Here is a 22927-nt window from a genome sequence, read left to right on the forward strand (position 1 = left end):
CGGCCCGTGCTGAACCCGCCGCGGCGGCGGCCGCTGCCGAGCGGGGCCGCTGATGGACGGCCAGACCGCGCTCAACATCGCGATGGTCGTCGCCTTCGTCCTGCTGGGCGGCGTGTTCGCCGGCACCGAGCTGGCCCTGGTCTCGCTGCGGGAGAGCCAGCTGCGCCGGCTGGAGAAGGAGAGCCCGCGCGGCGCGAAGGTCGCCTCGGTCGCCCGCAATCCGAACCGGTTCCTGTCTGCGGTGCAGATCGGGGTGACCGTCACCGGGTTCTTCTCCGCGGCCTACGGCGCCTCGACCCTGGCCCCGGACTTCGCGCCGCTGCTGAGCGCTGCCGGCCTGCCCGCAGGCGCGGCCGATGCGACCGCGCTGGTGGCGCTGACGCTGCTCATCGCCTACCTGTCGCTGGTGCTGGGCGAGCTGGTGCCCAAGCGGTTCGCGCTGCAGAAGTCGGCGGGGATCGCGCTGGTGGTGGCGCCGCCGCTGGACCGGTTCGCCACGCTGATGCGGCCGGTGATCTGGCTGCTGTCGGTCTCCACCAACGCGGTGGTGCGCGTGCTGGGCGGCGACCCGGCGACCAAGAGCGAAGACGTCACCCGCGAGGAGCTGCGCGAACTGGTGTCGGCCAACGAGGACCTGGCCCGCGACGAGCGCGACATCGTCGCCGACGTGTTCCAGGCGGCCGAGCGCTCGGTGCGCGAGGTGATGCGCCCGCGGGTGGAGGTGGAGTTCCTGCCGGCCGACCTTCCCGTGGCCGAGGCGGTCGCGCAGGTCGCCGCGCGGCCCTACTCGCGCTACCCCGTCACCGGTGCCGACGTCGACGACGTGCCGGGCTACGTGCACGTGCGCGACCTGCTCCCGGAGCACTCCCCCGAAGCGGTGCTGCGCGACGTGATGCGGCCGATCATCGCACTGCCCACGACCAACCCGGCCCTGCCGGCCCTGGGCGACATGCGCCGCCGCGGCACCCACATTGCGGTGGTGGTCAACGATTACGGCGGCACGGCGGGCATCGTCACGCTGGAGGACCTGGTGGAGGAGCTCGTCGGCGACATCCGCGACGAGCACGACCCCGCCGCGGCGGCGGAGCAGCACCACCCCGACGGCGCCGGCTCCTACAACGGCGGCCTGCGGGTGGAGGAGTTCACCGAGGAGTCGGGCATCCACCTGCCCGAGGGGCCCTACGAGACGGTGGGCGGCTACGTGGTGGCCCGGCTGGGCCGCCTCGCGCGCCGCGGCGACACCGTCCCGGCCGGCGACCGCGTGCTCCGCGTCACCGAGACCGCCGGCCACCGCGTCCGCACCGTCGACGTCGCCCGCCGCGCCTGACCGGGGGCGGCGCTGCCGGCTCAGGCGCCGCTCAGCTGGCTGATGAGGGTGGCGATGGCGAAGAACGCGTAGAAGGCGACGGCCACGGACAGCGCCACGGTCCTGCCGCGCCCGATCCGGGCCGTGGCGGGCACGTCGCGGCGGTTGAGGCGCAGCAGCAGCGCAGCGTAGAGCAGCGTGACCACCGAGGCGGCGCAGGTGGAGATGAGCAGCAGCTGCACCGGCTGGTCCATCCCGGACAGCAGGATCGCGGTGCCCAGCAGCACCTCGCCCCACACGACGGCCAGGTAGAGGCGGCCCTCGGTCCAGCGGGTGGAGGACTCCAGGTAGTTCCGCTTCACGAAGTCGCTGATGACGCGGCCGATGATGTCGATGAGGCCCAGCGCCGCCGCCCACAGCGAGACGGTGGCGACCGAGAAGAAGAGCAGCTCCAGCCACGGCCCGACGCGGTCGCCGAGCAGCTCGCCCTGGATGCGCAGGAACTCCGGGCTGTTCTCGATATCGCCGCGGCCGAACAGCGTCTCGTAGGCCAGCATGCACATCAGGCCGATGGCGATGATGGAGACCGCGGTGAACGACGCGGCGTGCTCGACGTTGGCGCGGCGCCACCACACCTTCCAGCAGGCGGCGTTCCGCTCGTCGTCGGGGAAGGTATAGCGGTCGGTCCCGGCCGGCTCCTCGCGGCCGGTGATCGGCGAGACCAGCACCGGCACGTGGCGGCCCATGCCGTAGCCCTTGTCCCGGATCCAGTTGCTCAGCACCAGGTTGTGCACGCCGCCGGCGCCGGCCGCGCCGATGGCGCTGAGCATCAGCGCGAAGGGGATCTCCGCGGGCACCTGGCCGAACTCGGCGACCGCGCTGGTACCGGCTTCGGCCCAGGTGCTCGCGCCGAGCACGGCGACGACCACCACGGCGAGGAAGAACAGCGTCAGGCCGACCTTGATCAACTCGGCCTTCTCCACCGTCCGGTACACCACCGGCGACGCGGTGAGCAGGATGCCGATGACGAAGAGCGAGATCACCGAGACCCAGAGCGGGTCGCCGCCGCCGACCGTGAAGGTGAAGACGGTGGCGGCGCTGGTCGCCCAGCCGGGCCAGGCGTACTGGAAGGCGCCGGCGGCGCAGATGATCACGCCCCACCCCTTCCACCAGCGGGAGAAGCCGGCGACCACGGTCTGCCCGGTGGCCAGGGTGTAGCGCTCGATCTCCATGTTGATGACCGACTGCAGCAGGACGGTGACCAGCGCCAGCCAGAGCAGCCCGAAGCCGGCCATGGCGGTGATGTAGGGCCACAGGATGATCTCGCCGGCGGCCAGGCCGATCCCGGCCGCGACGATGCCGGGGCCGATCATCCCGCGCAGCCGGACCGGCTCGGGAAGGTCGCGCACCTGGGGTCCGGTACCCGCTCCGGACGTGCCGGCGGCGTCCGGCCCTGCTGCCGGAGCAGCTCCGGCCGAACTCTGCGGCGATGCGCCGCCCGGGCCGGCGTGGTCGGGGGTGCCGCCCGGCGGTCTCCCCCGGCCGCTCGGGGTGCTGTCGGGGGAGCTGCTGTCTGGGGCCATGAGGGTCTCCGGGGTGAGGGGGTCGGGCAGTTGAGCGGAGGTCTGCCGCCGGAGCGGAGGGGCGCGGCGGCGGACGGCCGACGGGGCTGGGGAAACCGCCCGCCGGCCCTGCTGGTGCTGCGGCTGCCGGGGAAGCCGGCCGGGATCAGCCGGCCGGACTCCCGCCCGCGGGTGTGCCGGCGGCGGCCGGCGCATGCTGGGCGGCGCGGCGCACGGGGGTGTTGGCGGCGCCGAATCCGGAGTAGCCGCCGGTGCGCTGGAGGAGTTCGAAAAACACCCGGCCCACGGCGGCGGTGTAGCAGTGCACGAGGGTGCCGTGCTCGTCCTCGTCGTAGAGGAGCCCGTGCTCGCGCAGCGCGGCGATGTCACCGGTGCTGAGGTCGAAGCGGGCCGCGAGGTCCTCGTAGTAGTTGCCGGACACCGGGAGGAAGCGCACGCCGCGCGCGCGGGCGGCGCGCACCGCGGCCGCCGCGTCGGCGGTGTGCAGGGCGATGTGCTGCAGCCGCAGATGCGGGCCGTCCGCCCCGGTTCCGACGTTCTCGATGCTCAGCGCCAGCCGCACGCCGCCGCCGGGCCCGGCGAACGAGCGGCTGCGCACCAGGCCGTAGGGGTCGGCGAGCTCCAGGCTCTCGCTGGGCTCCAGCCCGAGGACGCCCCGGTGGAACAGCGCGGCCTCGTCGTAGTGCGGCCAGGGCTGGGTCAGGCCGACGTGGTCGACGCGCTCGGGCGCCGCGGCGCCGGGGCCGTCCGGCGCTTCGGCCGCCACTGAGTCCGCAGCCGCCCCCGCGGTGAAGTCGCCGTTCCAGGACGCGCGTCCCGCGCCGGTGCGGCAGAAGAAGACCTGCGTGCCGTCGGGGGCCGCGATCGCGTCCAGGGGCACGTCGCCTTCGGCGCGCACGCGCGGCAGCACCGGCGACAGCAGAGCTTCCGCGCGCTCCACTGCCGCCGCGGGGTCGGGGCTCTCCAGGCCGAGGGCCGCGATCTCCGCGTCTTCGGCGGTGCCCGTCCCGGTGTTGCACAGGATGCGCGCCCCGCCGCTGCGCCACAGGTCGACCGGCTTGCTGCGGTGCGCGCCCTGCCGAACGAAACCGAGCCCGCTGAGCAGTGCCCGGACCGCGTCGGCGCGCTGCGGTGCGGCGCCGATCTCGACGAACGCGAACCCCTCCGCCGGGGGCGCCTGCGGCGGGACGCGCAGCACTGCGCGGGCCCGCTCCGATGCGGCGCGGGGCGGGGTGGCCCGCAGTACCGCGGCCGCCTGCTCCTGCACGACCGACAGCGAGCGCATGGCGTCGACGGCGCCGCGCTCCGGCGGGAGCCGCCGGTAGACGTCGTTGAAGATCTCCAGCGACGCCGGCCCGGCGTAGCCGGCCCGCAGCGCCGCGGCGAGCACGGCGGCGACGTCGAGGCCGCCCTGGCCGGGGAAGCAGCGGAAGTGCCGGCTCCACTGCAGGACGTCCATCGCCATCAGCGGGGCGTCGGCGAGCTGCAGCGCGAAGATGCGCTCGCCGGGGATGGCCTCGATGCCGGCCGGGTCGGCGCCGCGGGAGAGGATGTGGAAGCTGTCCAGGCAGGTGCCGAGCGCGGGGTGGCCGGCCGCCCGGACGATCCGCCAGGCGTGCGCGTAGTCGTTGACGTGGCGGCCCCAGGCCAGCGCCTCGTAGGCGATCCGCAGGCCGCGCTCGGCCGCCAGGTCGGCCAGCGCCGACAGCTGCTCTGCCGCGAGGGCGTCGTCGTCGACGGCCCAGGGCGCGGTGTTGGAGCAGACGAGGACCTCGGCGGCACCGATCCGGGCCGCCCGGTCGAGGGCGCGCTCGGCCCGCCGGCGGGCGTCGGGCAGCCGGGTGGCCGGCACCGCCTCCACGTCGCGCAGCGGCTGGTAGAGGGTGGTCTCCAGGCCGAGCCCGGCGCTGCGGGCGCGGATCTCCTCCGGCGGTTCGACCGCGGTGACCAGGTCGTTCTCGAAGATCTCCACGGCGTCGAAGCCGGCCTCGGCTGCGGCCTGGAGCTTGCGGGTGAGCGGCCCGCTGAGCGAAACGGTGGCGATGGAGGTGCGCATGGGGGGCCTCCGGGCGGGTGTGCGGCGGGGTCGGTTGGGGCCGGGAGCGGCTATCCGGCGGGCAGGGGCGCGAGCGCGGCCATGTCGTCGGCCATCCCCGCGGTGTCCGGCTCGTGGCCGGTGATCAGGCGGAACGCCGCGGCGGCCTGGTAGAGGGCCATTCCCGTGCCGGGGAGGATGCGGCAGCCGCGCTCGCCGGCGCCGCGCAGCAGCGCGGTGTCGGCGGGGCGGTAGACGGCGTCGGCCACCCACAGGCGGGGGGCGAGGAGTTCGGCGGCAACGGGGCTTCCGGGGTGCTCGGCCATGCCGACCGGGGTGGCGTTGACCAGGCCGTCCACCGTGGCCAGCAGGGCGGGCAGGTCGGCAGGGGCGGCCGGTTCGGCGCTGGCGCCGCGGGCGCGCAGTGCTGCCGCGGCGGCGGTGGCGCGGGCGGCGTCGGTGTCGACGATGCGCAGGTGCCCGGCGCCGAGGTCGAGCAGCGCGTGGGCGATGGCGGACCCGGCGCCGCCCGCGCCGAGCACGGCCACCCGGTCCAGGCGGGCGCCGGGGAGGCCGCGCGCGAAGGAGCGCGCGAACCCGGCGAGATCGGTGTTGTGGCCGACGGCCTCGCCGGCGGCGAACAGGACGGTGTTGACCGCCCCGGTGCGCACCGCGTCCGGGGAGAGCCGGTCGAGGCAGGCGATCACCGCCTGCTTGCAGGGGTGGGTGATGTTGAGGGCGTCGAAGCCGAGGCGGCGAGCGGAGTCCAGGAGGGGCCCGACCGCGCCCGGGCCGTCGGCGCCGATGTCGATGGAGCGGTAGACGTAGCGCATCCCCCGGCGCTGCGCGGCGCGCTCGTGGAGCGCAGGGGAAAGCGACGGCCCCACTCCGGCGCCGATCAGTCCGACCAGGTACGAGCGGTCTGTGCTGGACACGGCTCTCCTCCCCCGCCTCGGCTGCGCCGGGCGGAGCGATCAATGTACGAAACAGTACGTTAGTAATGCACATCACCCAACCCCCTGTAAAGACATCGCCGTTCGTCGGCGCCGGGCGGCAGCGGACCTGGGCCGGGCCCCTGCCGCGGCACCCGCCGGACCCCTGCTCTGCGCGGCCTGCGCCGGGGCGGCCCGCGGCGGAGCGGTAGGCTGGCGCCGACCGCGCCGGCACGCAGCGGCCCCCGCCCGCCGCCGCAGCGCGGTGCCGCCCGCCGACCACGACCGACCGCCGAGGGGACGCCCGCGCCGATGCAGGATCCGCCGCACGCAGCCGGGCGCGTCCGCGATGCGGTCCGCACCCGGGCCGAGATCCTTCGCGTCGCCACCGAGGAGTTCGCCGCCCAGGGGCTCGCCGGGGCGCGCGTCGACCGGATCGCCGAGCGCACCCGCACCACCAAGCGGATGATCTACTACTACTTCGGTGGGAAGGAGGGCCTCTACACCGCGGTCCTGGAACGCGCCTACGCCGGCATCCGCTCCCGCGAGCAGGAGCTCGACGTCAGCGGTATGCCGCCGCTGGCCGCGCTGCGGCACCTCGCCGAGACCACCTACGACCACCACGTGGCGCACCCGGACTTCATCCGCCTGGTGAGCATCGAGAACACCCACCGCGCGGAGCACCTCACCGCCTCACCCGCGCTGTCGGACCAGCGGATGCCGGTCGTCGACCTCATCTCCGGCATCCTGGCGAAGGGATGGGCGGAGGGCACCGTCCGCACGGACCTCGACGCCCTCGACGTCCACCTGCTGATCAGCTCCTACTGCGTGTTCGCCGTCGCCAACCGGCACACCTTCGCCGCCCTGTTCGGCCGCGACCCCTCCGATCCCGGGCACCGCGGCCACTACCGCGCCCTGGTCGGTGACATGATCACCCGCCACGCGGCAGCCTGAGTGCCGGTGCCCGGGCCAGGCACCGGCACTGCCTGCCGGACGCTCCTCGGGGCGCCGGTCAGGCCTCCGCCTTCCGGCCCGGCGCCCGGCGCAGGAGGACCGCCGCCACCAGGACGGCGGCGGCGAGGGCGAGCGGCGCGGCGACGGCCGCGTAGACCTGCAAGCCCGCGGTCAGGGCGGACTGGACTGCGCCGAGCAGGTCGGCGCCGGCCGCGCCGGGGAGGGCCTCCGCGGCGGCGGCGCCTTCGTGCACGCTGGACCGGGCGGCCGCCTCTGCGGCCGCCGGCACCCCCGCCGGGAGGGCGCCGGGAAGGAACGCGCGGTAGGCCACCATGCTCACGGCGCCCCCGATCGCGATGCCCAGGGCGGTGCCGAGCTCGCCGCAGACTTCCTGGGCGGCGGCCGCCGACCCCGTCTTCTCCTCCGGCGCCGAGGCGATGATGAGGTCGCTGACCAGGGCCATCGCCATACCCTGCCCGAGGCCCACGAAGGCGAAGGCGGCCACCAGCACGGGAAGCGGACCTGCGGCGACGGCGGGGACCGCGATCAGCGCGGCGCCCGCCGCGGCCGCCCCCAGGCCGCCCGCCACCACCGCCGCCGGCCGGTAGCGCCCGGCGAGCGCAGGGCCCGCCAGCGCGCCCGCGATGTTGACGGCGATGTAGGGCAGCGTCCACACCCCCGCGGCCAGCGGCGATATGCCCTCCCCCCACTGCAGGAACTGGGTGAAGAGGTAGAACACGCCCACCACGCCGATGCCGGTGAGCAGCACGGCGCCCAGGCCGGCGGCGATCCGCGGGTCGGCGAGCAGGCGGAGGTCGAAGAGCGGATCGGCGAGGCGGCGCTGCCGGAGTCCGAACAGAGCGAGGAGCGCGGCCCCCGCCCCTGCCGCGGCGAGGTCGGCGGCCGCGGCGCCGCTGCCTGCTTCCTGGCCGGCGGCGGCCTCCTGCAGGCCGTAGACCAGGGCGAGCATTCCGGCGACGGACAGCGCGATGCTGACCGCGTCGATCCGCGCCGCCGCGGTGCCGGCGGCCGCGGGGCGCTCCGGAAGCAGCAGCGGCCCGCAGGCGAGCAGCACCAGCATCACCGGGGTGTTGATGAGGAAGACCGACCCCCACCAGAAGTACTCCAGCAGCGCCCCGCCGAGAAGCGGGCCGACGGCCCCGCCCACCGAGAAGGCGCTGAACATGATCGCGATGGCGGCGCGCCGCTGCCCGTCGTCGGAGAACATCAGGCGCAGCAGCGAGAACAGCGGCGGCATCAGCGCGGCGCCGGCGATACCGAGCAGGCCGCGCAGGACGAGGAGCGCCTCCGGGCCGGTGGCGAACGCCGCGGCGGCCGAGAGTACGCCGAAGGCCGCGGCGCCGGAGAGCAGCAGCCGCCGCGGGCCGATCCGGTCGCCGAGGCGGCCCATGGTGACCAGGAAGCCGGCGATGAGGAAGCCGTAGACGTGGACGATCCACAGCGCCTGGGTCGCCGACGGATCGAGCTCCGCGGCGATCGTGGGCAGGGCGAAGAACAGCACGGTCAGGTCGGTCGACAGCATGAGCATGGGCGCGACCAGCAGCGCCAGGCCCGCCCATGCGCGCCGGTCGGCGCGCGCGGGCGCACCCGAGGGGGCGGTGCTCGGTTCGGTCATCAGGGGATCCGTTCGTCGGGGGCGGAGCCTGGACAGAAATCATTACGTCGTGCCACGTAACTTAAGGCTAGGCTGGGAGCCATGTCCACCCCGAGAGGAACGGCGGCGCCGAGCGGCCCCGGCGGCCGCCCCCGCGATCCGCACATCGACGGCGCCGTGCTCGGCGCGGCCCTGGAGGTGCTCGGCGAGAAGGGCTACGCGGCGCTGTCGCTGGAGGAGGTCGCGCGGCGGGCCGGGACGTCGCGGCCGGCGATCTACCGGCGCTGGAAGGGCCGCCCCGCGCTCGTCCTGGCCGCGGTCGCCGCGCGGCTCGACCTGCCGGCCCACCCCGACACCGGGTGCACGCTGTGCGACCTGGACGAGAGCTTCAACGTCTTCCTGGCCGCCTACCGCACCATCCGGCCGGAGGTGCTCGGCTCCCTCTACGCCGACTGCGCCGGCGACCCCGCGCTGCGCGAGCGCTACCTGGAGACCGTGGTCGAGCCGCCCCGCCGCGCGGTCGCGCGCACTCTGGAGCGGGCAGCCGAACGCGGCGACCTGCGCGCCGATGTGGACATGGAGCAGCTGCTCGACATGGTGGGCGCCCTGGTGCACTACCGGGCCCTGTTCGGGCGGCGCCACCTGAGCGATGCGGAGGCGGCCCGGGCGGTGGAGACTCTGCTGCGCGGCGCTGCCGCCGACTACGGCGCGCTCCTGGCCGCGAGCACCGGCCCCGGCCACGGCACGCATCCCGTCTGACGCCCCGGACGCAGCGGAGCCCGCCGCGGACGGTCACGTCGCGCGGCGGGCCCGGACGGCCGGCGGCTGGCGGCAGCCGACCGCTGGTACGGGGCTGCGGTACTGGCAGAGCAGCCCCGCTATCCCTCGCCGCGGTGGCCCTCCTGCCAGCGGTCCAGGTCGTCCTGGCCGATGTCGACCGGACCCTGCTTCTCCTGGCTGATACGGATGTAGTTGCCGAACGGGTCGCGCAGGGCGCAGTCGATTCCATAGGGCTGCTCGACGACGTCCTGGACGAACTCCACACCGCGCTCCTTGAGCTCGGCGTAGGTGGCCCGGCAGTCGCCGGTGGCGAGGATGCAGGCCACGCCGAGGCTGCCCTTGGTGAGCAGGTCGCGGATCCGGGCGGCGTCCTCCTCGCTGATCCCGGGCGGACCGGGCACCTCCAACAGCAGCCGGTGGCCGGGCGCGTCGGCCGGCGCGACCGTGAGCCAGCGCATGAACCCGAGGTCGACGTCACTGGTGACGGTGAGGCCCAGCTTTCCGACGTAGAAGTCGAGCGCCTCGTCCTGGTCCAGGACTTTGACCGGCGTAATCGCGATGTCGTTGATCATGCCGATCACGTTAGGCCGCGGGTGACCGGCGCGCTTCTCCGAAACTGCTCGGCCTCCCCCAGGCGCGCACGAAGCACTCGGGGGCGCGCCGGGTCCCCGCGCGGGCGCTCCGGTATCCGGTCGGCGTGTCGCCGACCACCGCGCGGAAGGTCCGGCCGAACGTGCCGATGCTGTCGGAGCCGACCGCGAGCGCGACCTCGATGACCGGCAGCTCCGTGTCGCGGAGCAGCGCCATCGCCCGCTCGATCCGCCGCCGCTGCAGGTAGCGGTGCGGCGACTCGCCGAACGCGGCGCGGAAGGAGCGCGCGAAGTGCGCCGGCGACATCAGCGCCACCCGCGCCGCGGCCGGCACGTCGAGCGGCCGGTCGAACGCGCGGTCCATCGCGTCGCGCGCCCGCAGCAGCCTGCGGTTCCGATCCTCCTGCAGCGTCATGGCCATGGTCCGATCGTGGCACGGGCCCGGCCGGACCGCGAGCGTGCGGCGGTGCCGCCGCGCGCCCGCCGGCCGGGTCAGCCCTTGACGGCGCCGGCCGTCAGCCCGGAGACCACGGAGCGGCGGAAGACGAGGGCGAGGATCGCGATCGGCGCCGTGACGGCCACCGAGGCGGCGAACAGGGTGCCGTAGGGCACCTCGAACACCGTGCCGAACAGGGCCATGCCGACCGGGATGGTCCGGTAGCCCTCCGCGGAGTTGAAGGTGAGCGCCATCAGGAACTCCATCCACGTCGCGGTGAACGTGAACACGCCCGCGGTGAACAGCCCGGGGCGCACCTGCGGAACGATGACCTGCACGACCGTGCGCAGCGGCGAGCACCCGTCGATGCTGGCGGCGTCCTCCAGGCCGCGCGGCACGCCCAGCATGTAGTTGCGGATGATCCACACCGCGAACGGCAGGTTGAAGGCGACGTAGGGGATGATCAGCGCCGGATAGGAGTTGAGCAGCCCCAGCTCGCGCTGCATCAGGTAGAGCGGCACCAGCACGGCGATCGGCGGGTACACCGAGATGATCAGCAGCGACACCATGATCGGGCCGCGGCCGCGCATCGGCGTGCGCGCCAGGGCGTAGCCGGCGAACGTCGCCAGCGACACCACGACCACCGTCGACACCGTGCACACGATCACGCTGTTGAGCATGTAGGTGCCGAACCCGTTGGCGAACGCGTCGACGTAGTTCTGCCCGGTCGGCTCCTTCGGCAGCGCACCCGGCGGCACCGCGCTGATCTCCCCCGGCGGCTTGAGCGAGTTCACCGCCATCCAGTACAGCGGCAGCGCCGTGAACACGACCAGGACCAGCGCTCCGGCGTTGACCGGGTTGAGGTAGCGGCGCCACCCGCGCCGTTGCACAGCGCTCATGCCACGTCCTCCCGTCCGACCTGCGCCTTGAAGGAGCGCAGGAACAGCAGGCAGGCGCCGGTCACCAGGACCCCGGTGGCGGTGGCCACGGCTGCGCCCGCGCCGATGTTGAGGTCTTGGAACAGCACCTTGTAGCCCAGTACCGCCAGCGACTGCGTGGCCGTGCCCGGGCCGCCGCCGGTCAGCACGAACGGCAGGTCGAACAGGCCGAACGCCTGCAGGATGCGGAACAGTACCGCGACCGCGAGGGTGGCGCGCAGCTGCGGCAGGGTGACGCGCCAGAATGTCTGCCACGCGCTGGCGCCGTCGACGTCGGCGGCCTCGTAGACGTCGCGCGGCAGCATGACCAGCCCGGCCAGGACGATGATCGCGACGAACGGCGTGGTCTTCCAGATGTCGGCGACCATCATCGCGGTGATCGCCGAGACCGGCTCGCCCAGGATCAGCGGGGTCGTGCCGGTCACCCCTTCGATCGCCCAGGTCGCGACGCCGAAGCTGGAGTTGTAGATGTAGCCCCACAGCTGGGCCGAGACGACGGTGATCATCGACCAGGGGATGAGCATCAGCGCCATCAGCCAGCCGCGCGCCGCCGTCAGCCGCTCCATCACCAGCGCCGCCAGGGTGCCCAGCACCAGCTCCACGGCGACGGTCACCAGGGTGTAGACGATGGTGAAGCCGAGCGCGTAGTAGAAGTCCTGGGAGGCGAACAGCGCCACGTAGTTGGCGAACGTCAGCTGCTCGACCACGAAGCCCTCGTAGCCGATCCGCACCTGGGAGAAGCTCAGGAACAGCGAATAGCCGATGGGGAACAGCGTGATCAGGCCGATCACCGCGAGCGAGGGCGCGGTGAAGGCCCAGCCCGTGCGGGCGGCACGGCGCTCCATGGCGTCGCGGCGCACCCTGGGCCCCGTGCCGCGTGCGCTGCCCGGGCCCAGGTCGTGGCCTGCTTTGCGCTGCGCGGGGACGGTGCCCGCGGTGGCGGGCGCCCGCTCCGTCGAGCTCACAGAGCGGCCCCCTCTTCCGCGGTGCGCATGGCCTCGGCCATGTCGCGGACCGCGGCGTCGGTGTCGCCCTCTCCCCCGGAGACGATGATCGGGTTGACCCGCGTGTAGACCGCCTTGCTGATCTGCGGGTAGCGCGGCGACTGCGAGGGGCGGACCACGAACTCGGCGTCGGCGGAGAGGCCGAACGTGGGATTGTCCTGCCCGGTCACCTCGGGGTCGGAGAGCACCGACTCCAGCGGCGGCGTGTAGGGCGAGGTGGTGGCCATGATGGTCTGCCCCTCCTCTTCGGCGACCCAGCGGGCGAACGCCACGGCGGCCCCCAGGTTGCGGGTGTTGGGGTTGACGTAGTTGTGCCAGCCGCCCAGCGCCGACTGGCCGCGCGGGCCGCCGCCGTCGAAGGCGGGCCGCAGCACCGCCCCGACCTTGCCGGCGGTGGCGGCGTCCGGGGCGTTCGCGGCGCCCCAGGCGTAGGACCAGTTGCGCAGGAACGCGGCCTGTCCGCTGGCGAAGGCGGTCATCGACTGCTCCTCGGCGAAGGTGCCGACGCTGGCCGGGCTCACCCCGTCCGACACCAGTCGGGCCATGTACTCCATGGCGCGGCGGCCCGCCGCCGAGTCGACGGTGACCTCGGTGGCGTCGGCGTTCATCAGCGAGCCGCCGGCGTCGGCCAGGAACTCGGCGAAATTGCAGGTGATGGGCTCGCCCGACTGGCCCTGCCAGACGAATCCGTAGCGGACGTCGCCGGCGTCCTTGAGCGCCAGGGCCGTCTCGGCCATCTCCTCCCAGCTCCGGGGCGGGTCGAATCCGTGCTTGTCCAGCAGGTCCTTGCGGTAGTAGAGGAAGGAGATGTCGACGTACATCGGGAAGGCGTAGGCGTCGCCCTGATAGCTCACCGCGCGGGCCACCGGCTCGGGGAAGCCGGCCCAGAACTCCTTCTCCTCCTCAACCGCGCCGAGCGGCTGCGCCAGCGAGTTGTAGGCGAACTGGGCAGGCCAGGTGACGTCGCCGAGGAACACGTCGGGCGAGACGGCGCCGCTGGCGATCTGCGTGGTCAGCGTGGTCCGCCGGACGTCGGTGGTGGGCGGGACGTCCACCAGGTTCACCGTGACGGTGGGGTGGCGCCGGCTGAAGGCGTCGACGAGGGTGCGCCGCAGGTCGTTGCCGTCGTTGTCGGCGAGGACCTGGGAGATCCAGTCGATGGTGACCGGCTCGTCGGGGATCTCGGCGGCGAGCGCATCGCGGGCCGACCCGGGATCGGATGCGCATCCGGCGAGCGACGCCGCGGCGAGCGCCGTGCCGCCTCCGAGGACGGCCCTCCGGGACAGGTCCATGGCGTCTCCACTCCTGCGTCGTTCCGCACGGGGGAACAGCGGTGCGCCTGAACCGTGCCATCGAAGCGTGACGGAGTCAACACGACACAGAGAGATAGGTCACCATTTGGTGGTACGGCGCAGCGCCGCTGCGCCATTGCCCGCCGCGGCGGCTGCTGCTTACGATCGCCGCGGCAGTGTCTGGACGCCTGACCGTTCCCGTACCCGCGCCCGGCGCGGGTCGACTCCGAGGGAGACCATGGCCGGCACAGCACCCGAAGCAGCGCCCGCGGCAGCCTCAAGCACGGCGCGGGGCGGGACCCCCTGGTGGCGCGATGCCGTCATCTATCAGATCTATCCGCGCAGCTTCGCCGATGCCGACGGCGACGGCGTCGGCGACCTCCGCGGTGCGGCCGCGCGCATGGACCACCTCGCGGCCCTCGGCGTGGACGCGGTGTGGCTGTCGCCGTTCTATCCGTCACCGCTCGCCGACGGCGGCTACGACGTCGCCGACTTCTGCGACGTCGACCCGCTGCTGGGAACGCTGGACGACTTCGACGCGATGACCGCGGCGGCGCACGCGCGCGGCATCCGGATCATCGTCGACATCGTCCCCAACCACACCTCCGAGCAGCACCGGTGGTTCGCCGAGGCGCTGGCCTCGCCGCCGGGGTCGCCGGCCCGGGAGCGCTACGTCTTCCGCGACGGGCGCGGGCCGGACGGCGCCGAGCCGCCGAGCGGCTGGCAGTCGCAGTTCGGCGGGCCCGCCTGGACGCGGGTCCCCGACGGCCAGTGGTACCTGCACCTGTTCGCCCGCGAGCAGCCCGACCTGAACTGGGACAACCCGCAGGTGCGCGAGGAGTTCCTCGGCATCCTGCGGTTCTGGTCGGACCGCGGCGTGGACGGCTTCCGGATCGACGTCGCCTCGTCGCTGGCCAAGGACCTGTCCGAGCCGCTGCGCGAAATCGTGCAGATCCCCGAGGCCAGCGGCATGGAGGACCTGGAGGCCAACCCGGACCACCCGTTCCGCGACCGTCCCGAGGTGCACGGGATCTACCGCGAGTGGCGGCGGGTGCTCGACTCCTACGACCCGCCGCGGATGGCGGTCGCCGAGGCGTGGCTGCCGAGCGAGCGGCAGCTGCGCTACCTGCGCCCCGACGAGCTCCACCAGGCGTTCAACTTCGAGTTCCTGCGCTGCCCGTGGGAGGGCGGAAAGCTGCGCGCGGTGATCGGCCTCAGCGTGTCCGACGCGGAGTCCATCGGCACCGTCGCCACCTGGGTGCGCTCCAACCACGATGTGGTCCGCGCCGCCTCCGAGCTGGCGCTGCCGCCCGGCACCGACCGCAACGCGTGGCTGATGAGCGGCGGCACGGAGCCGCCGGAGGACCGCGGCCTGGGCCTGCGGCGGGCGCGCGCCATGGCGCTGCTCCAACTGGGCCTGCCCGGCTCCTGCTACGTCTACCAGGGCGAGGAGCTCGGCCTGCCCGAGGTCGCCGACCTGCCCGCCGAGGTCCTCCAGGACCCCAAGTGGGACCGGACCGGGCACACCGTGAAGGGGCGCGACGGCTGCCGCGTTCCGATCCCCTGGGAGGAGTCCGGCCCCTCCCTCGGCTTCGGCGCCGCCCCCGGATGGCTTCCGCAGCCGGACGGCTGGGGCGCCCTCTCGGTCGCGGCCCAGAGCGGCGACCCGTCCTCGCCCCTGGAGCTGTTCCGCTCGGCCATCGCCCTGCGCCGCCGGCTGACCGCCGGCGGGGCCGGCGAGCACTTCGCGTGGCACGATGCCGACGGCGGCGGCCTCCTGGCCTTCACCCGCGGCCCCGGCTGGCTCGTCGCCGTCAACACCGGCCCGGCCCCGGCCCCCCTCCCCCCGGGCGAAGTCCTGCTCTCCAGCGAACCGTTCGACGGAGATGCGCTGCCCCCCGACACGGCGGTCTGGATCCGGCCGGAGTGATCCCAGCGCCCCGCAGCGCGGCCGGCGCTGCGGGGCCGTGGGCGCTCACCCGGCTTCGGGCGTGTGGCCGATCTGGAGGCGGGCGAGGAACGCGCAGCTCACTGCCATCGCCATGGCGAGGACCCCGGAGAACACGGCGACCGGCCAGATCGAACCTGTCGCGTCGAGCATCGCGGTGGCGACGACCGGGGAGAGCCCGCCGCCGAGCACCGCCGCGAAGTGGTAGCTGAGCGAGGAGCCGGTGTAGCGGGTCTCGGCGCTGAACAGCTGGGCCACCTCGGCCGCCAGCACGCTGTAGGCGGCGCCGATGAACACCATGGCGCCCCCGACGGCGAGATAGAGGTAGACCGGTTCGGCCGTGCCGGCCAGGAGGAAGGCCGGATAGGACCACAGCAGGAGGCCGACGGCGCTGAATGCGGCGATGCCGCGGGGGTTGAACCTGCTCGCCGCCACAGCGGCCACCACGATCGCGGTGCCCTGCACGACCGCCGCGACGAGGTTGGCCGACTGCGAGACCGAGGCCGACATGCCGAGCGTCTCTGTGGCGTAGACCAGCATGAAACTGGTCATCAGGTAGTAGGTCACGAACACGGCCGAGAAGGCGCCCAGGCCCACCAGCAACTGCACCGACTGCGTCCGGAAGACCACGGCGAGCGGCACCTGGCGCTCCTCGCGGGACTGTGCAGCGGCCTCGAACTCCGGCGACTCGGTGATCTTGGCGCGGATCAGGAATCCGACCGGCACGAGGACGATGGAGAGCAGGAACGGGATCCGCCATCCCCAGTCCGCCATGGCGGCGTCGCCGACGATCGAGGACGTACCGAGGAACGCCCCGGTCGCCAGGAGCAGCCCGATCGGCGACCCCAGCTGGGCGAAGGAGCCGAAGAGCGTCTTGCGGTGGGCCGGTGCGTGCTCGATGCCGATCAGCGCGGCGCCGCCCCACTCCCCGCCGACGGCGAGGCCCTGCAGCAGGCGGCAGACGACGAGGAGGATGGGCGCGGCGATGCCGATCTGGCTGTAGGACGGCAGCAGGCCGATGATGAACGTCGCCCCGCCCATGATCAGCAGCGTCGCGATGAGGGTCTTCTTGCGGCCGATCCGGTCACCCCAGTGGCCGAAGAGCACTGCGCCCGCCGGACGGGCGACGAAGCCGGCGCCCAGGGTGGCGAAGGACAGCAGAATCCCGGTCATGGGCGCGGTCTCGGGGAAGAAGACCGCGTTGAGGACCAGGGCCGCGGCCTGGGCATAGATGAAGAAGTCGTACCACTCGATGGCCGTTCCGATCGCTGAGGCGGCAGCGACACGGGGCATGGACACCGGGGAGCGGCGGGCGGCCGCGGGGGTCGGCGTACTCATTGCGGAAACCTCCTGCGGGAGGGATGGGGGGTGGAGGGGTGGGGGGGGGTGAAGGGCTGCGAAACGCGCCGCACGGCGCCGGAGGCGTTGAGCTCGGACGCGTGTCGGGGAGGAGAGCGCGGACGGCTCAGCTCAGGCGGTCTGGTCGAGGGCGTCGGCCCGGCGCAGCGCGGGGTCGCGCTGTTCCGGTGCGCCGGCTCCGCCACCTCCGCCGGTGACGACCGCGATGCGGTCCCCGGTGTCCAGGACCTCGCTGAAGACGCAGTCGAGGTGCTGCCGTGTGCCGTCAGCGCGGGTGATCGAGAAGTCGCCGGGCGCGCCGCCGGCTCCGCCGTCGAGCCCCGCGGCACCGGTGCGGTGTCGGTCGGCATAGCCCGAGACCCGCACGCCGTCGCGGAGTGCCTGGTAGACGCGGCGGATGCCCAGACCGCCACGCTGCGCGCCGTCGCCCCCGCTGCCGCCGACGAGGGCGTACTCGACGATGCGGAAGTGGTCGTAATCGGTCTCCAGCGCTTCCACCGGGGCGTTGGCGCAGTTGGAGATGGGGTTGTCGAGGGCATCGGCCCCGTCGTGCTCCGCGCAGGCGCCCCAGCCGCCGCCAAGGATCTCCAGAACCACCTGGTAGTCGCCGGTGTCTGCGGCCAGGTGGCTGACGGCGAAGGCGGTGGTGGTGTCGAACCCGGTCGCGACGGCCCGTTCGGGGACCGCGGCGCCGAGGCCGCGCACGATCGCGTTGAAGACCCGGCTCGCCGGGGTGAGGCGGGCGCGGACGGCGGCGGGCGGGCGCGGGTTGAGGATCGAGCCGTAGGGCGCGGTCACGGTGATGGGGCGGTTGCAGCCCTCGTTGAAGGGCAGGTCCGGGTCGTCGAGCATGCAGCGGACGGCGCTCTGGGCCGCGGAGACGGTGGAGGCGTACGGGCAGTTCACGTTGCCGTCGATCTGGGGCGCGGTGCCGTCGAAGTCGATGCGCAGCTCGTCGCCGTCGACGGTGATGCGGGCCGTGACCGCGGCGGTGTCCCCGCCCCACGGCGAAGCGTCAAGGTACTCGGTGACCTCGCGGACGCCGTCGGGGATGCGCGCGATGGCGGCACGCACCCGGCGTTCGGCGTAGTCTTTCAGGCCGTCCATGGCGGCCACGAAGTCGCCGGCGCCGTGCCGGGCTGCGAGTTCGGTGAACCTCCGCTCTGCGGTCCGGTTGGCCGCGAACTGGGCGTCGAGATCGCCGATCACCAGGTCCGGAACGCGGACATTGGCCCGGATGAAGCGCTCCACGAAGCCTCCGTGCCAATCCCGGGAGACAGAGAAGCGTGACAGGGGGAGGCGGATCCCCTCCTGGTAGACCTCGGTGGCCTCGGCGTTGAGCCCCGCATGTCCGCCGCCGACGTCGACATGGTGGGCGACGCTGGCCGCGAACGCGGCGAGCCTGCCCTCCAGGAAGATCGGCGTGAACAGGTAGATGTCCTGCAGGTGCTGGCCCCCGCTGTAGGGGTCGTTCATCAGCAGGGCGTCGTCGGGAGTGAGCGCGTCGACGTCGACCTGCTCAGCGAGGCCGCGCAGCGCGAGGGAGATGCCGGCGGTCATGATCGGGATGCACTCGGCCTGGACCACCACCTCGCCGTTCCGGTCGGTCAGGGCGACGGAGAAGTCGCGCGCCTCGCGCACGATCGAGGAGAACGCGGCCCGGCGCAGGTCAGCCGCCATCTCCCGGGTGATGGCCTCGTACGCCGATTTGAGGACGCCCATGCGGGCGGCGTCGATGCTCATGTCAGTCCTTCTCCAGCAGCAGATGGGTGTGGCGGTCGACGCGGGCGCTCCATCCGGAGGGGACGAGGACCGTGGAGCTGGTGTCCTTGATGACGGCGGGGCCCGGCACCGCAGTGCCGGGGAGGATGCCGTCGCGCCGCACCGAGCGGGCGTCCACGCTGCGCCCCTGTTCGATCAGGGGCGTGGCCGAGGGGGTGTCGGGGGTCGTGGGAAGGCGCGGGAGCGGCAGGTCCGGCGGCTGGTTCTCCACCGTGAGCCGGAGGGCGACGATCTCGACCGTCCGCCCGGGGTCGCTGTGGCCGAACCGCCGGGCGTGTGCGGCGTGGAACCCCGCCACTAGGCGCGCAGGGTCCGGGGCGTGCTGCTCGAACGGCACCCGGATCTCGAAGCCCTGGCCCCGGTAGCGCAGGTCGGCCGACCAGAGGCGGTCGGATTCGGCCGTGTCGATGCCCTGCTCGGCCAGTTCCTTGTCGGCCTGCCGCTCCATCTCGGCCATGGCGGTGTGCAGGTCGGCGGGGTCGGCTCCGGCAGCGTCGCCGATCCGGCGCGTGCGGGAGAACTCCCGGCGGAACCCGGACGTGAGCAGGCCGTAGGCGGAGGTCAGTCCGGAGTGCGGCGGGATGAGCACCCGGTGGACGCCGAGCTCGTCAGCGACCGCCGCGGCGTGGAGGGGCCCGGCGCCGCCGTAGGAGACCAGGGCCGCACCGCCGAGCTCGTGGCCTTGCTCGACCGAGACCACGCGCATCGCGTTGGCCATGGCGGTGTTGGCCAGCAGGACGGCCTCTTCGGCCACCTCTTCCACGGTGCGGCCGAGGCGGCCGGCGATCGGGGCGAGGGCAGCGACCGCGGCATCGCGGTCCAGCGGGAAGCGGCCGGCGAGGAGCGTGCCCGGCGGGATCGAGCCCCGGACGAGGTTGGCGTCGGTGACCGTGGGGCGGGTGCCGCCGCGGCCGTAGCAGGCCGGCCCCGGTTCGGCGCCGGCGCTCTGCGGACCAACGGTGAGCAGCCCTCCGCGGTCGACGGCGATGATGCTGCCGCCGCCGGCGCCCACTGTGTTGATGTCGACCAGGGGGACGCGGATCGGGAGGCCGTCCACGACCGTCTCGGTGGCCACGGAGGGGCGGGCGCCCTCGACAAAGGCGACATCGGTACTGGTACCGCCCATGTCCATGGTGACCATGGCCCGGAAGCCGGCCCGCGCCCCCGCGGTGACCGCACCGGAGACGCCGGCCGCCGGGCCGGACAGGAGCATCGTGACCGGGCGCGCGGTCACCGCCGCGGGCGGCACGATCCCGCCGTTGGACTGCATGACCTGCAGGGAACTGACGCCGAGCGCGCCGGCCGACTCCTCCAGACCGCGGATGTAGCCGGCCACGCGGCGGCGGATGAACGCGTCCACGGTCGTTGTGGTGGTGCGCTCGTACTCGCGGAACTCCCGGACGACCTCGCTGGACAGCGAAACCGGCAGGTCCGGGGCGGTTTCCGCGATGAGGGCGCGGACCTGCTGCTCATGCTCTGGCGCGGCATAGGAGTGCAGCAGGCAGACGGCGACGGCGCGCGCGCCGGAGTCGAGCAGCGCGGCCAGGGCGCTGCGCACCGAGTCCTCATCGAGCGGAGTGACCTCGGCGCCGGAGGCGTCGATGCGCTCGTCGACCTCGGCGACGCGGTGGCGGGAGACGAGCGGCTCGGGCTTGCTGTAGGCCAGGTCGTACATCGTGCTTCGGTCCTGGCGCTGCAAGAACACCACATCGCGGAAGCCGCGGGTGACCAGCAGGCCGATGGGGCCGCCCTTCCGCTCCAGCAGCGCGTTGGTGGCGACCGTGCTGCCGTGGAGGAGCTCGGCGCCGTGCACGATCTCCGCGGGAAGCTCCCGCAGGGCGTCGGTGACGGCGCGGGCAGGATCGTCAGGGGTGGAGAAGACCTTGCCGGTGGCCTGGACGGCGCCGTCGCCGTCCACCGCGACCACGTCGGTGAATGTCCCTCCGCACTCGATTCCGATGCGCACGGGGATCCTTTCTGCCGGAGTCGGGCCGCGAGGTGCGGCCGCAGACTCAGTAGCTGGGCGGGCTGATGCTCCAGAGGACGCGCGCGGTGCCGCCGTCAGCCTCCCGGGCGCGGTGCGGCGTAGCGCTGGAGTAGCTCACCGAGTCGAGCGGCCCCAGCAGATGCGTCTCCTCGCCGAGCGTCACCTCGACGCGCCCGGCCAGCACCAGCAGCAGCTCCTCGGAGTCGCCGTGGGCATAGGGCTCCGCACCGGTGCTTCCACCGGGGTCGAATTCGCCGAGGAAGACTTCGAGGTGGTTGTTGCCCTTCGGGGTCAGCCGGATCTTTCGCGCATCCGTACCGAAGCGGAACGGCTTCGCCTCGGTGTAGCGGTGCAGCACCGCGTCGTCCGACCAGGATTCGTCGAAGAGCTCGCCGACGGTGAGTCCGAGGACCGCCGTGACGCGCTGGAGCGTGGTGACGCTGCCGCTGACGCGGCCGCGCTCCAGCTGGCTGAGGAAGCCCTCGCTGAGCCCGGCCGCACCCGCGGTCTGGGCGAGCGTCAGGCGCTTGGCCTTGCGCCGCCGGCGGAGTCGGGGGCCGATGCCGTCGTCGCCGTCGGCACCGGACGAGTCGGTTCGGGGGGTCGGCTCGTTCATGGGGAGCGAAGCTAGCCCAACCGGGCAAAGGAACGCAAGATTTGTTTTCCTGCAGAAAAGTTTTCTTTACTCGCCGCTTCGATCTGTGCTTTCATGATCCGCATCCCGCCGCAGCCCCTCGCGGCGCTTTAGCCTCCCCCCCCCATCCTCGGAGTCGACTTCGCCATGTCAGCTCACGAACTGCGCAGCGTTCCCCGGACCGATGACTTCGCCAACGGGCACGTGTCGTTCTGGTGGCGCGACCACGGAACTCCCCCGCGGCGCCCGGCCCTCCCCGGCCCGGCCGACTATGACGTCTGCATCGTGGGCGCCGGCTACACCGGCCTCTGGACCGCCTACTACCTGAAGCGGGCCCGGCCCGACATGCGCATCGCCGTTCTCGAACGAGAGTTCGCCGGCTTCGGAGCCTCCGGGCGCAACGGCGGGTGGCTCTCGGCCGAACTGGCCGGATCGCGGCGGCGCTTCGCCCACTCGCACGGCCGCGGCGCAGTCATCGACCTGCAGCGGGAAATGCGCGCCTCCATCGGAGAGGTCGCTTCGGCGGCCGAGGCCGAGGGCATGCGGACCGCCGTCGTGCGCGGCGGAGTCTTCAGCGTGGCGGTCGGCGCGGCGCAGCGCGAGCGCCTGCTCGCCAAGGTCGAAGGCCTGCGCTCCTGGGGTGTGGCTGAGGCCGACCTCCGGCTGCTGGATACCGCCGAGCGGCGCGCGCGGATCGACGTGGCCGGGGCGTCCGCGGCGACCTGGTCTCCGCACGGCGCCCGCATCCACCCGGCAGAGCTGGCCCGCGAACTGGCCCGCACCGTCGAGGCCGCCGGCGTCGATCTGTTCGAGGGCACCACCGTCACCGAACTGCACCCCCGCTCCGGCGGCCGCTCCGCCCGCGCTGTCACCGAGCACGGCGAGGTGAGCGCCGACTACATCCTCCGGTGCACCGAGGGCTTCACTGCCTCAATCCGGGGCGAGGAGCGCGCGATGCTGCCGATGAACAGCTCGATGATCGTCACCGAACCGCTCCCCCGCTCCACGTGGGAAGCGATCGGCTGGGACGGGCGCGAACTGTTCAGCGACAACGCCCACACCTACGTCTACGGCCAGCGGACCGCTGACGACAGGATCGCCCTCGGAGGCCGCGGCGTCCCCTACCGGTTCGGCTCCCGCTGGGATCCGCAGGGGCGCACTCACCCCTCGACGGTGCTGGCCCTGTGGCAGGTCATCGCACGGTACTTCCCCGCAGCGCGCGCAGCGGGCATCGCCCACACGTGGAGCGGCATCCTCGGCGTTCCCCGCGACTGGTGCTCCGGGGTCCGCGTCGACCCCCGGAGCGGGCTGGGATGGGCGGGCGGGTACGTCGGACACGGGGTCACGACCGCCAACCTCGCCGGACGCACCCTGCGCGACCTCGTCCTCGGAGAATCAACCCCCCTGACCCGCCTCCCCTGGGTGGACCACCGGGCCCGGCGCTGGGAGCCCGAGCCGCTGCGGTGGCTCGGAGCTCAGGGCGTGTACGCCCTCTACCGTGCGGCCGACCGCGCCGAGCGGCGCGGGCTCCCCCGGACTTCGGCGCTCGGCCGGCTCGGCGACCTGGTCAGCGCCCGCGAATGACCGGCTCCGCCGGGGAGGGGCCAGCAGACTCCGCCGCTCCGCGCCGGCCCTCGGACTGCGGAGCGCTCTGCCTTAGGGCCGGCAAGCGCCGTGGCGGCACCGCGTCGCGGACAGCGCGGGCAGCGCGGTCCGGCCCGCGCGGAGCGCGGCCAAGGCTTCCGCACCCGG

At 73.6% G+C, this 22927-nt stretch carries 18 protein-coding genes; 5 read left to right on the top strand and 13 right to left on the bottom strand.

The features are described from left to right. The first annotated feature begins 52 nt into the window (after positions 1-52). Complete coding sequence (locus tag ACYVGT_RS13300; protein WP_460857789.1) at positions 53-1327, top strand: hemolysin family protein; 1275 nt, start codon at positions 53-55, stop codon at positions 1325-1327. Positions 1328-1347: 20 nt separating this feature from the next. Here ACYVGT_RS13300 and ACYVGT_RS13305 read toward each other — a convergent pair whose 3' ends face one another. The 3 genes from ACYVGT_RS13305 to ACYVGT_RS13315 all read right to left on the bottom strand — a co-directional run bounded on the left by ACYVGT_RS13305 (position 1348) and on the right by ACYVGT_RS13315 (position 5859). After that, a complete protein-coding gene (locus tag ACYVGT_RS13305; RefSeq protein WP_460857791.1) occupies positions 1348-2715 on the bottom strand; it encodes an Nramp family divalent metal transporter in 1368 nt (455 codons plus the stop codon). 319 nt (positions 2716-3034) lie between these two features. After that, the gene (locus tag ACYVGT_RS13310; protein WP_460857793.1) at positions 3035-4945 is read right to left on the bottom strand and encodes a TIM barrel protein; all 1911 of its coding nucleotides are present in this window, start codon (positions 4943-4945) and stop codon (positions 3035-3037) included. A gap of 50 nt (positions 4946-4995) precedes the next feature. After that, positions 4996-5859 carry a shikimate dehydrogenase gene (locus ACYVGT_RS13315; RefSeq protein ID WP_460857795.1) on the bottom strand — a complete coding sequence of 288 codons (864 nt, stop codon included), beginning with the start codon at positions 5857-5859 and terminating at the stop codon, positions 4996-4998. 309 nt (positions 5860-6168) lie between these two features. On the opposite strand from ACYVGT_RS13315, the gene ACYVGT_RS13320 reads away from it, so the two are divergent. Then, on the top strand, positions 6169-6810 hold the full coding sequence (locus tag ACYVGT_RS13320) for a TetR family transcriptional regulator (protein ID WP_460857797.1): 642 nt from the start codon (positions 6169-6171) through the stop codon (positions 6808-6810). Between the two features lie 58 nt (positions 6811-6868). Here the strand turns inward: ACYVGT_RS13320 and ACYVGT_RS13325 are convergent, their stop codons facing one another. Then, positions 6869-8446: an MFS transporter gene (locus ACYVGT_RS13325; RefSeq protein ID WP_460857799.1), complete on the bottom strand. Its 1578-nt coding sequence runs from the start codon at positions 8444-8446 to the stop codon at positions 6869-6871. Between the two features lie 81 nt (positions 8447-8527). On the opposite strand from ACYVGT_RS13325, the gene ACYVGT_RS13330 reads away from it, so the two are divergent. After that, complete coding sequence (locus ACYVGT_RS13330; RefSeq protein ID WP_460857801.1) at positions 8528-9184, top strand: TetR/AcrR family transcriptional regulator; 657 nt, start codon at positions 8528-8530, stop codon at positions 9182-9184. Positions 9185-9303: 119 nt separating this feature from the next. Here ACYVGT_RS13330 and ACYVGT_RS13335 read toward each other — a convergent pair whose 3' ends face one another. From ACYVGT_RS13335 to ACYVGT_RS13355, 5 genes are all read right to left on the bottom strand, one after another. After that, positions 9304-9777, bottom strand: coding sequence for a VOC family protein (locus ACYVGT_RS13335; RefSeq protein ID WP_460857803.1), 474 nt, complete (start codon positions 9775-9777; stop codon positions 9304-9306). A 10-nt stretch (positions 9778-9787) separates the two neighbouring features. Further along, positions 9788-10216 carry a helix-turn-helix domain-containing protein gene (locus ACYVGT_RS13340; RefSeq protein ID WP_460857805.1) on the bottom strand — a complete coding sequence of 143 codons (429 nt, stop codon included), beginning with the start codon at positions 10214-10216 and terminating at the stop codon, positions 9788-9790. A gap of 71 nt (positions 10217-10287) precedes the next feature. Next, positions 10288-11130 (bottom strand): carbohydrate ABC transporter permease, encoded by an 843-nt coding sequence (locus ACYVGT_RS13345; RefSeq protein WP_460857808.1) that lies wholly within the window; start codon positions 11128-11130, stop codon positions 10288-10290. Next, positions 11127-12134 (bottom strand): carbohydrate ABC transporter permease, encoded by a 1008-nt coding sequence (locus tag ACYVGT_RS13350; protein WP_460857811.1) that lies wholly within the window; start codon positions 12132-12134, stop codon positions 11127-11129. The genes ACYVGT_RS13345 and ACYVGT_RS13350 overlap by 4 nt, the downstream gene beginning before the upstream one ends. Next, entirely contained in the window at positions 12131-13465 is a 1335-nt protein-coding gene (locus tag ACYVGT_RS13355) for an ABC transporter substrate-binding protein (protein ID WP_460857813.1), read from the bottom strand. The genes ACYVGT_RS13350 and ACYVGT_RS13355 overlap by 4 nt, the downstream gene beginning before the upstream one ends. A 238-nt stretch (positions 13466-13703) precedes the next feature. Here ACYVGT_RS13355 and ACYVGT_RS13360 point away from each other — a divergent pair, with 238 nt between their 5' ends. Continuing rightward, entirely contained in the window at positions 13704-15395 is a 1692-nt protein-coding gene (locus tag ACYVGT_RS13360) for a glycoside hydrolase family 13 protein (RefSeq protein ID WP_460857816.1), read from the top strand. 45 nt (positions 15396-15440) lie between these two features. On the opposite strand, the gene ACYVGT_RS13365 is transcribed toward ACYVGT_RS13360, so the two are convergent. The 4 genes from ACYVGT_RS13365 to ACYVGT_RS13380 all read right to left on the bottom strand — a co-directional run bounded on the left by ACYVGT_RS13365 (position 15441) and on the right by ACYVGT_RS13380 (position 21157). Continuing rightward, the gene (locus ACYVGT_RS13365; RefSeq protein ID WP_460857818.1) at positions 15441-16751 is read right to left on the bottom strand and encodes an MFS transporter; all 1311 of its coding nucleotides are present in this window, start codon (positions 16749-16751) and stop codon (positions 15441-15443) included. Positions 16752-16883: 132 nt separating this feature from the next. Continuing rightward, positions 16884-18515, bottom strand: coding sequence for a hydantoinase B/oxoprolinase family protein (locus tag ACYVGT_RS13370; RefSeq protein ID WP_460857820.1), 1632 nt, complete (start codon positions 18513-18515; stop codon positions 16884-16886). Position 18516: 1 nt separating this feature from the next. Continuing rightward, positions 18517-20520, bottom strand: a complete 2004-nt coding sequence (locus ACYVGT_RS13375; protein WP_460857822.1) for a hydantoinase/oxoprolinase family protein — start codon at positions 20518-20520, stop codon at positions 18517-18519. 46 nt (positions 20521-20566) lie between these two features. After that, a complete protein-coding gene (locus ACYVGT_RS13380) occupies positions 20567-21157 on the bottom strand; it encodes a helix-turn-helix domain-containing protein (RefSeq protein ID WP_460857823.1) in 591 nt (196 codons plus the stop codon). A 165-nt stretch (positions 21158-21322) separates the two neighbouring features. On the opposite strand from ACYVGT_RS13380, the gene ACYVGT_RS13385 reads away from it, so the two are divergent. Next, positions 21323-22759, top strand: a complete 1437-nt coding sequence (locus ACYVGT_RS13385) for an NAD(P)/FAD-dependent oxidoreductase (RefSeq protein WP_460857824.1) — start codon at positions 21323-21325, stop codon at positions 22757-22759. Positions 22760-22927: the final 168 nt, after the last annotated feature.

It is taken from the genome of Nocardiopsis coralliicola, assembly GCF_054779695.1.

Coding starts and splice junctions, on each gene's coding strand:
- ACYVGT_RS13300 (WP_460857789.1), top strand. CDS start 53: ATGGACGGCCAGACCGCGCTCAACATCGCGATGGTCGTCGCCTTCGTC.
- ACYVGT_RS13310 (WP_460857793.1), bottom strand. CDS start 4,945: ATGCGCACCTCCATCGCCACCGTTTCGCTCAGCGGGCCGCTCACCCGC.
- ACYVGT_RS13320 (WP_460857797.1), top strand. CDS start 6,169: ATGCAGGATCCGCCGCACGCAGCCGGGCGCGTCCGCGATGCGGTCCGC.
- ACYVGT_RS13325 (WP_460857799.1), bottom strand. CDS start 8,446: ATGACCGAACCGAGCACCGCCCCCTCGGGTGCGCCCGCGCGCGCCGAC.
- ACYVGT_RS13330 (WP_460857801.1), top strand. CDS start 8,528: ATGTCCACCCCGAGAGGAACGGCGGCGCCGAGCGGCCCCGGCGGCCGC.
- ACYVGT_RS13335 (WP_460857803.1), bottom strand. CDS start 9,777: ATGATCAACGACATCGCGATTACGCCGGTCAAAGTCCTGGACCAGGAC.
- ACYVGT_RS13340 (WP_460857805.1), bottom strand. CDS start 10,216: ATGGCCATGACGCTGCAGGAGGATCGGAACCGCAGGCTGCTGCGGGCG.
- ACYVGT_RS13345 (WP_460857808.1), bottom strand. CDS start 11,130: ATGAGCGCTGTGCAACGGCGCGGGTGGCGCCGCTACCTCAACCCGGTC.
- ACYVGT_RS13355 (WP_460857813.1), bottom strand. CDS start 13,465: ATGGACCTGTCCCGGAGGGCCGTCCTCGGAGGCGGCACGGCGCTCGCC.
- ACYVGT_RS13360 (WP_460857816.1), top strand. CDS start 13,704: ATGGCCGGCACAGCACCCGAAGCAGCGCCCGCGGCAGCCTCAAGCACG.
- ACYVGT_RS13365 (WP_460857818.1), bottom strand. CDS start 16,751: ATGAGTACGCCGACCCCCGCGGCCGCCCGCCGCTCCCCGGTGTCCATG.
- ACYVGT_RS13370 (WP_460857820.1), bottom strand. CDS start 18,515: ATGAGCATCGACGCCGCCCGCATGGGCGTCCTCAAATCGGCGTACGAG.
- ACYVGT_RS13380 (WP_460857823.1), bottom strand. CDS start 21,157: ATGAACGAGCCGACCCCCCGAACCGACTCGTCCGGTGCCGACGGCGAC.
- ACYVGT_RS13385 (WP_460857824.1), top strand. CDS start 21,323: ATGTCAGCTCACGAACTGCGCAGCGTTCCCCGGACCGATGACTTCGCC.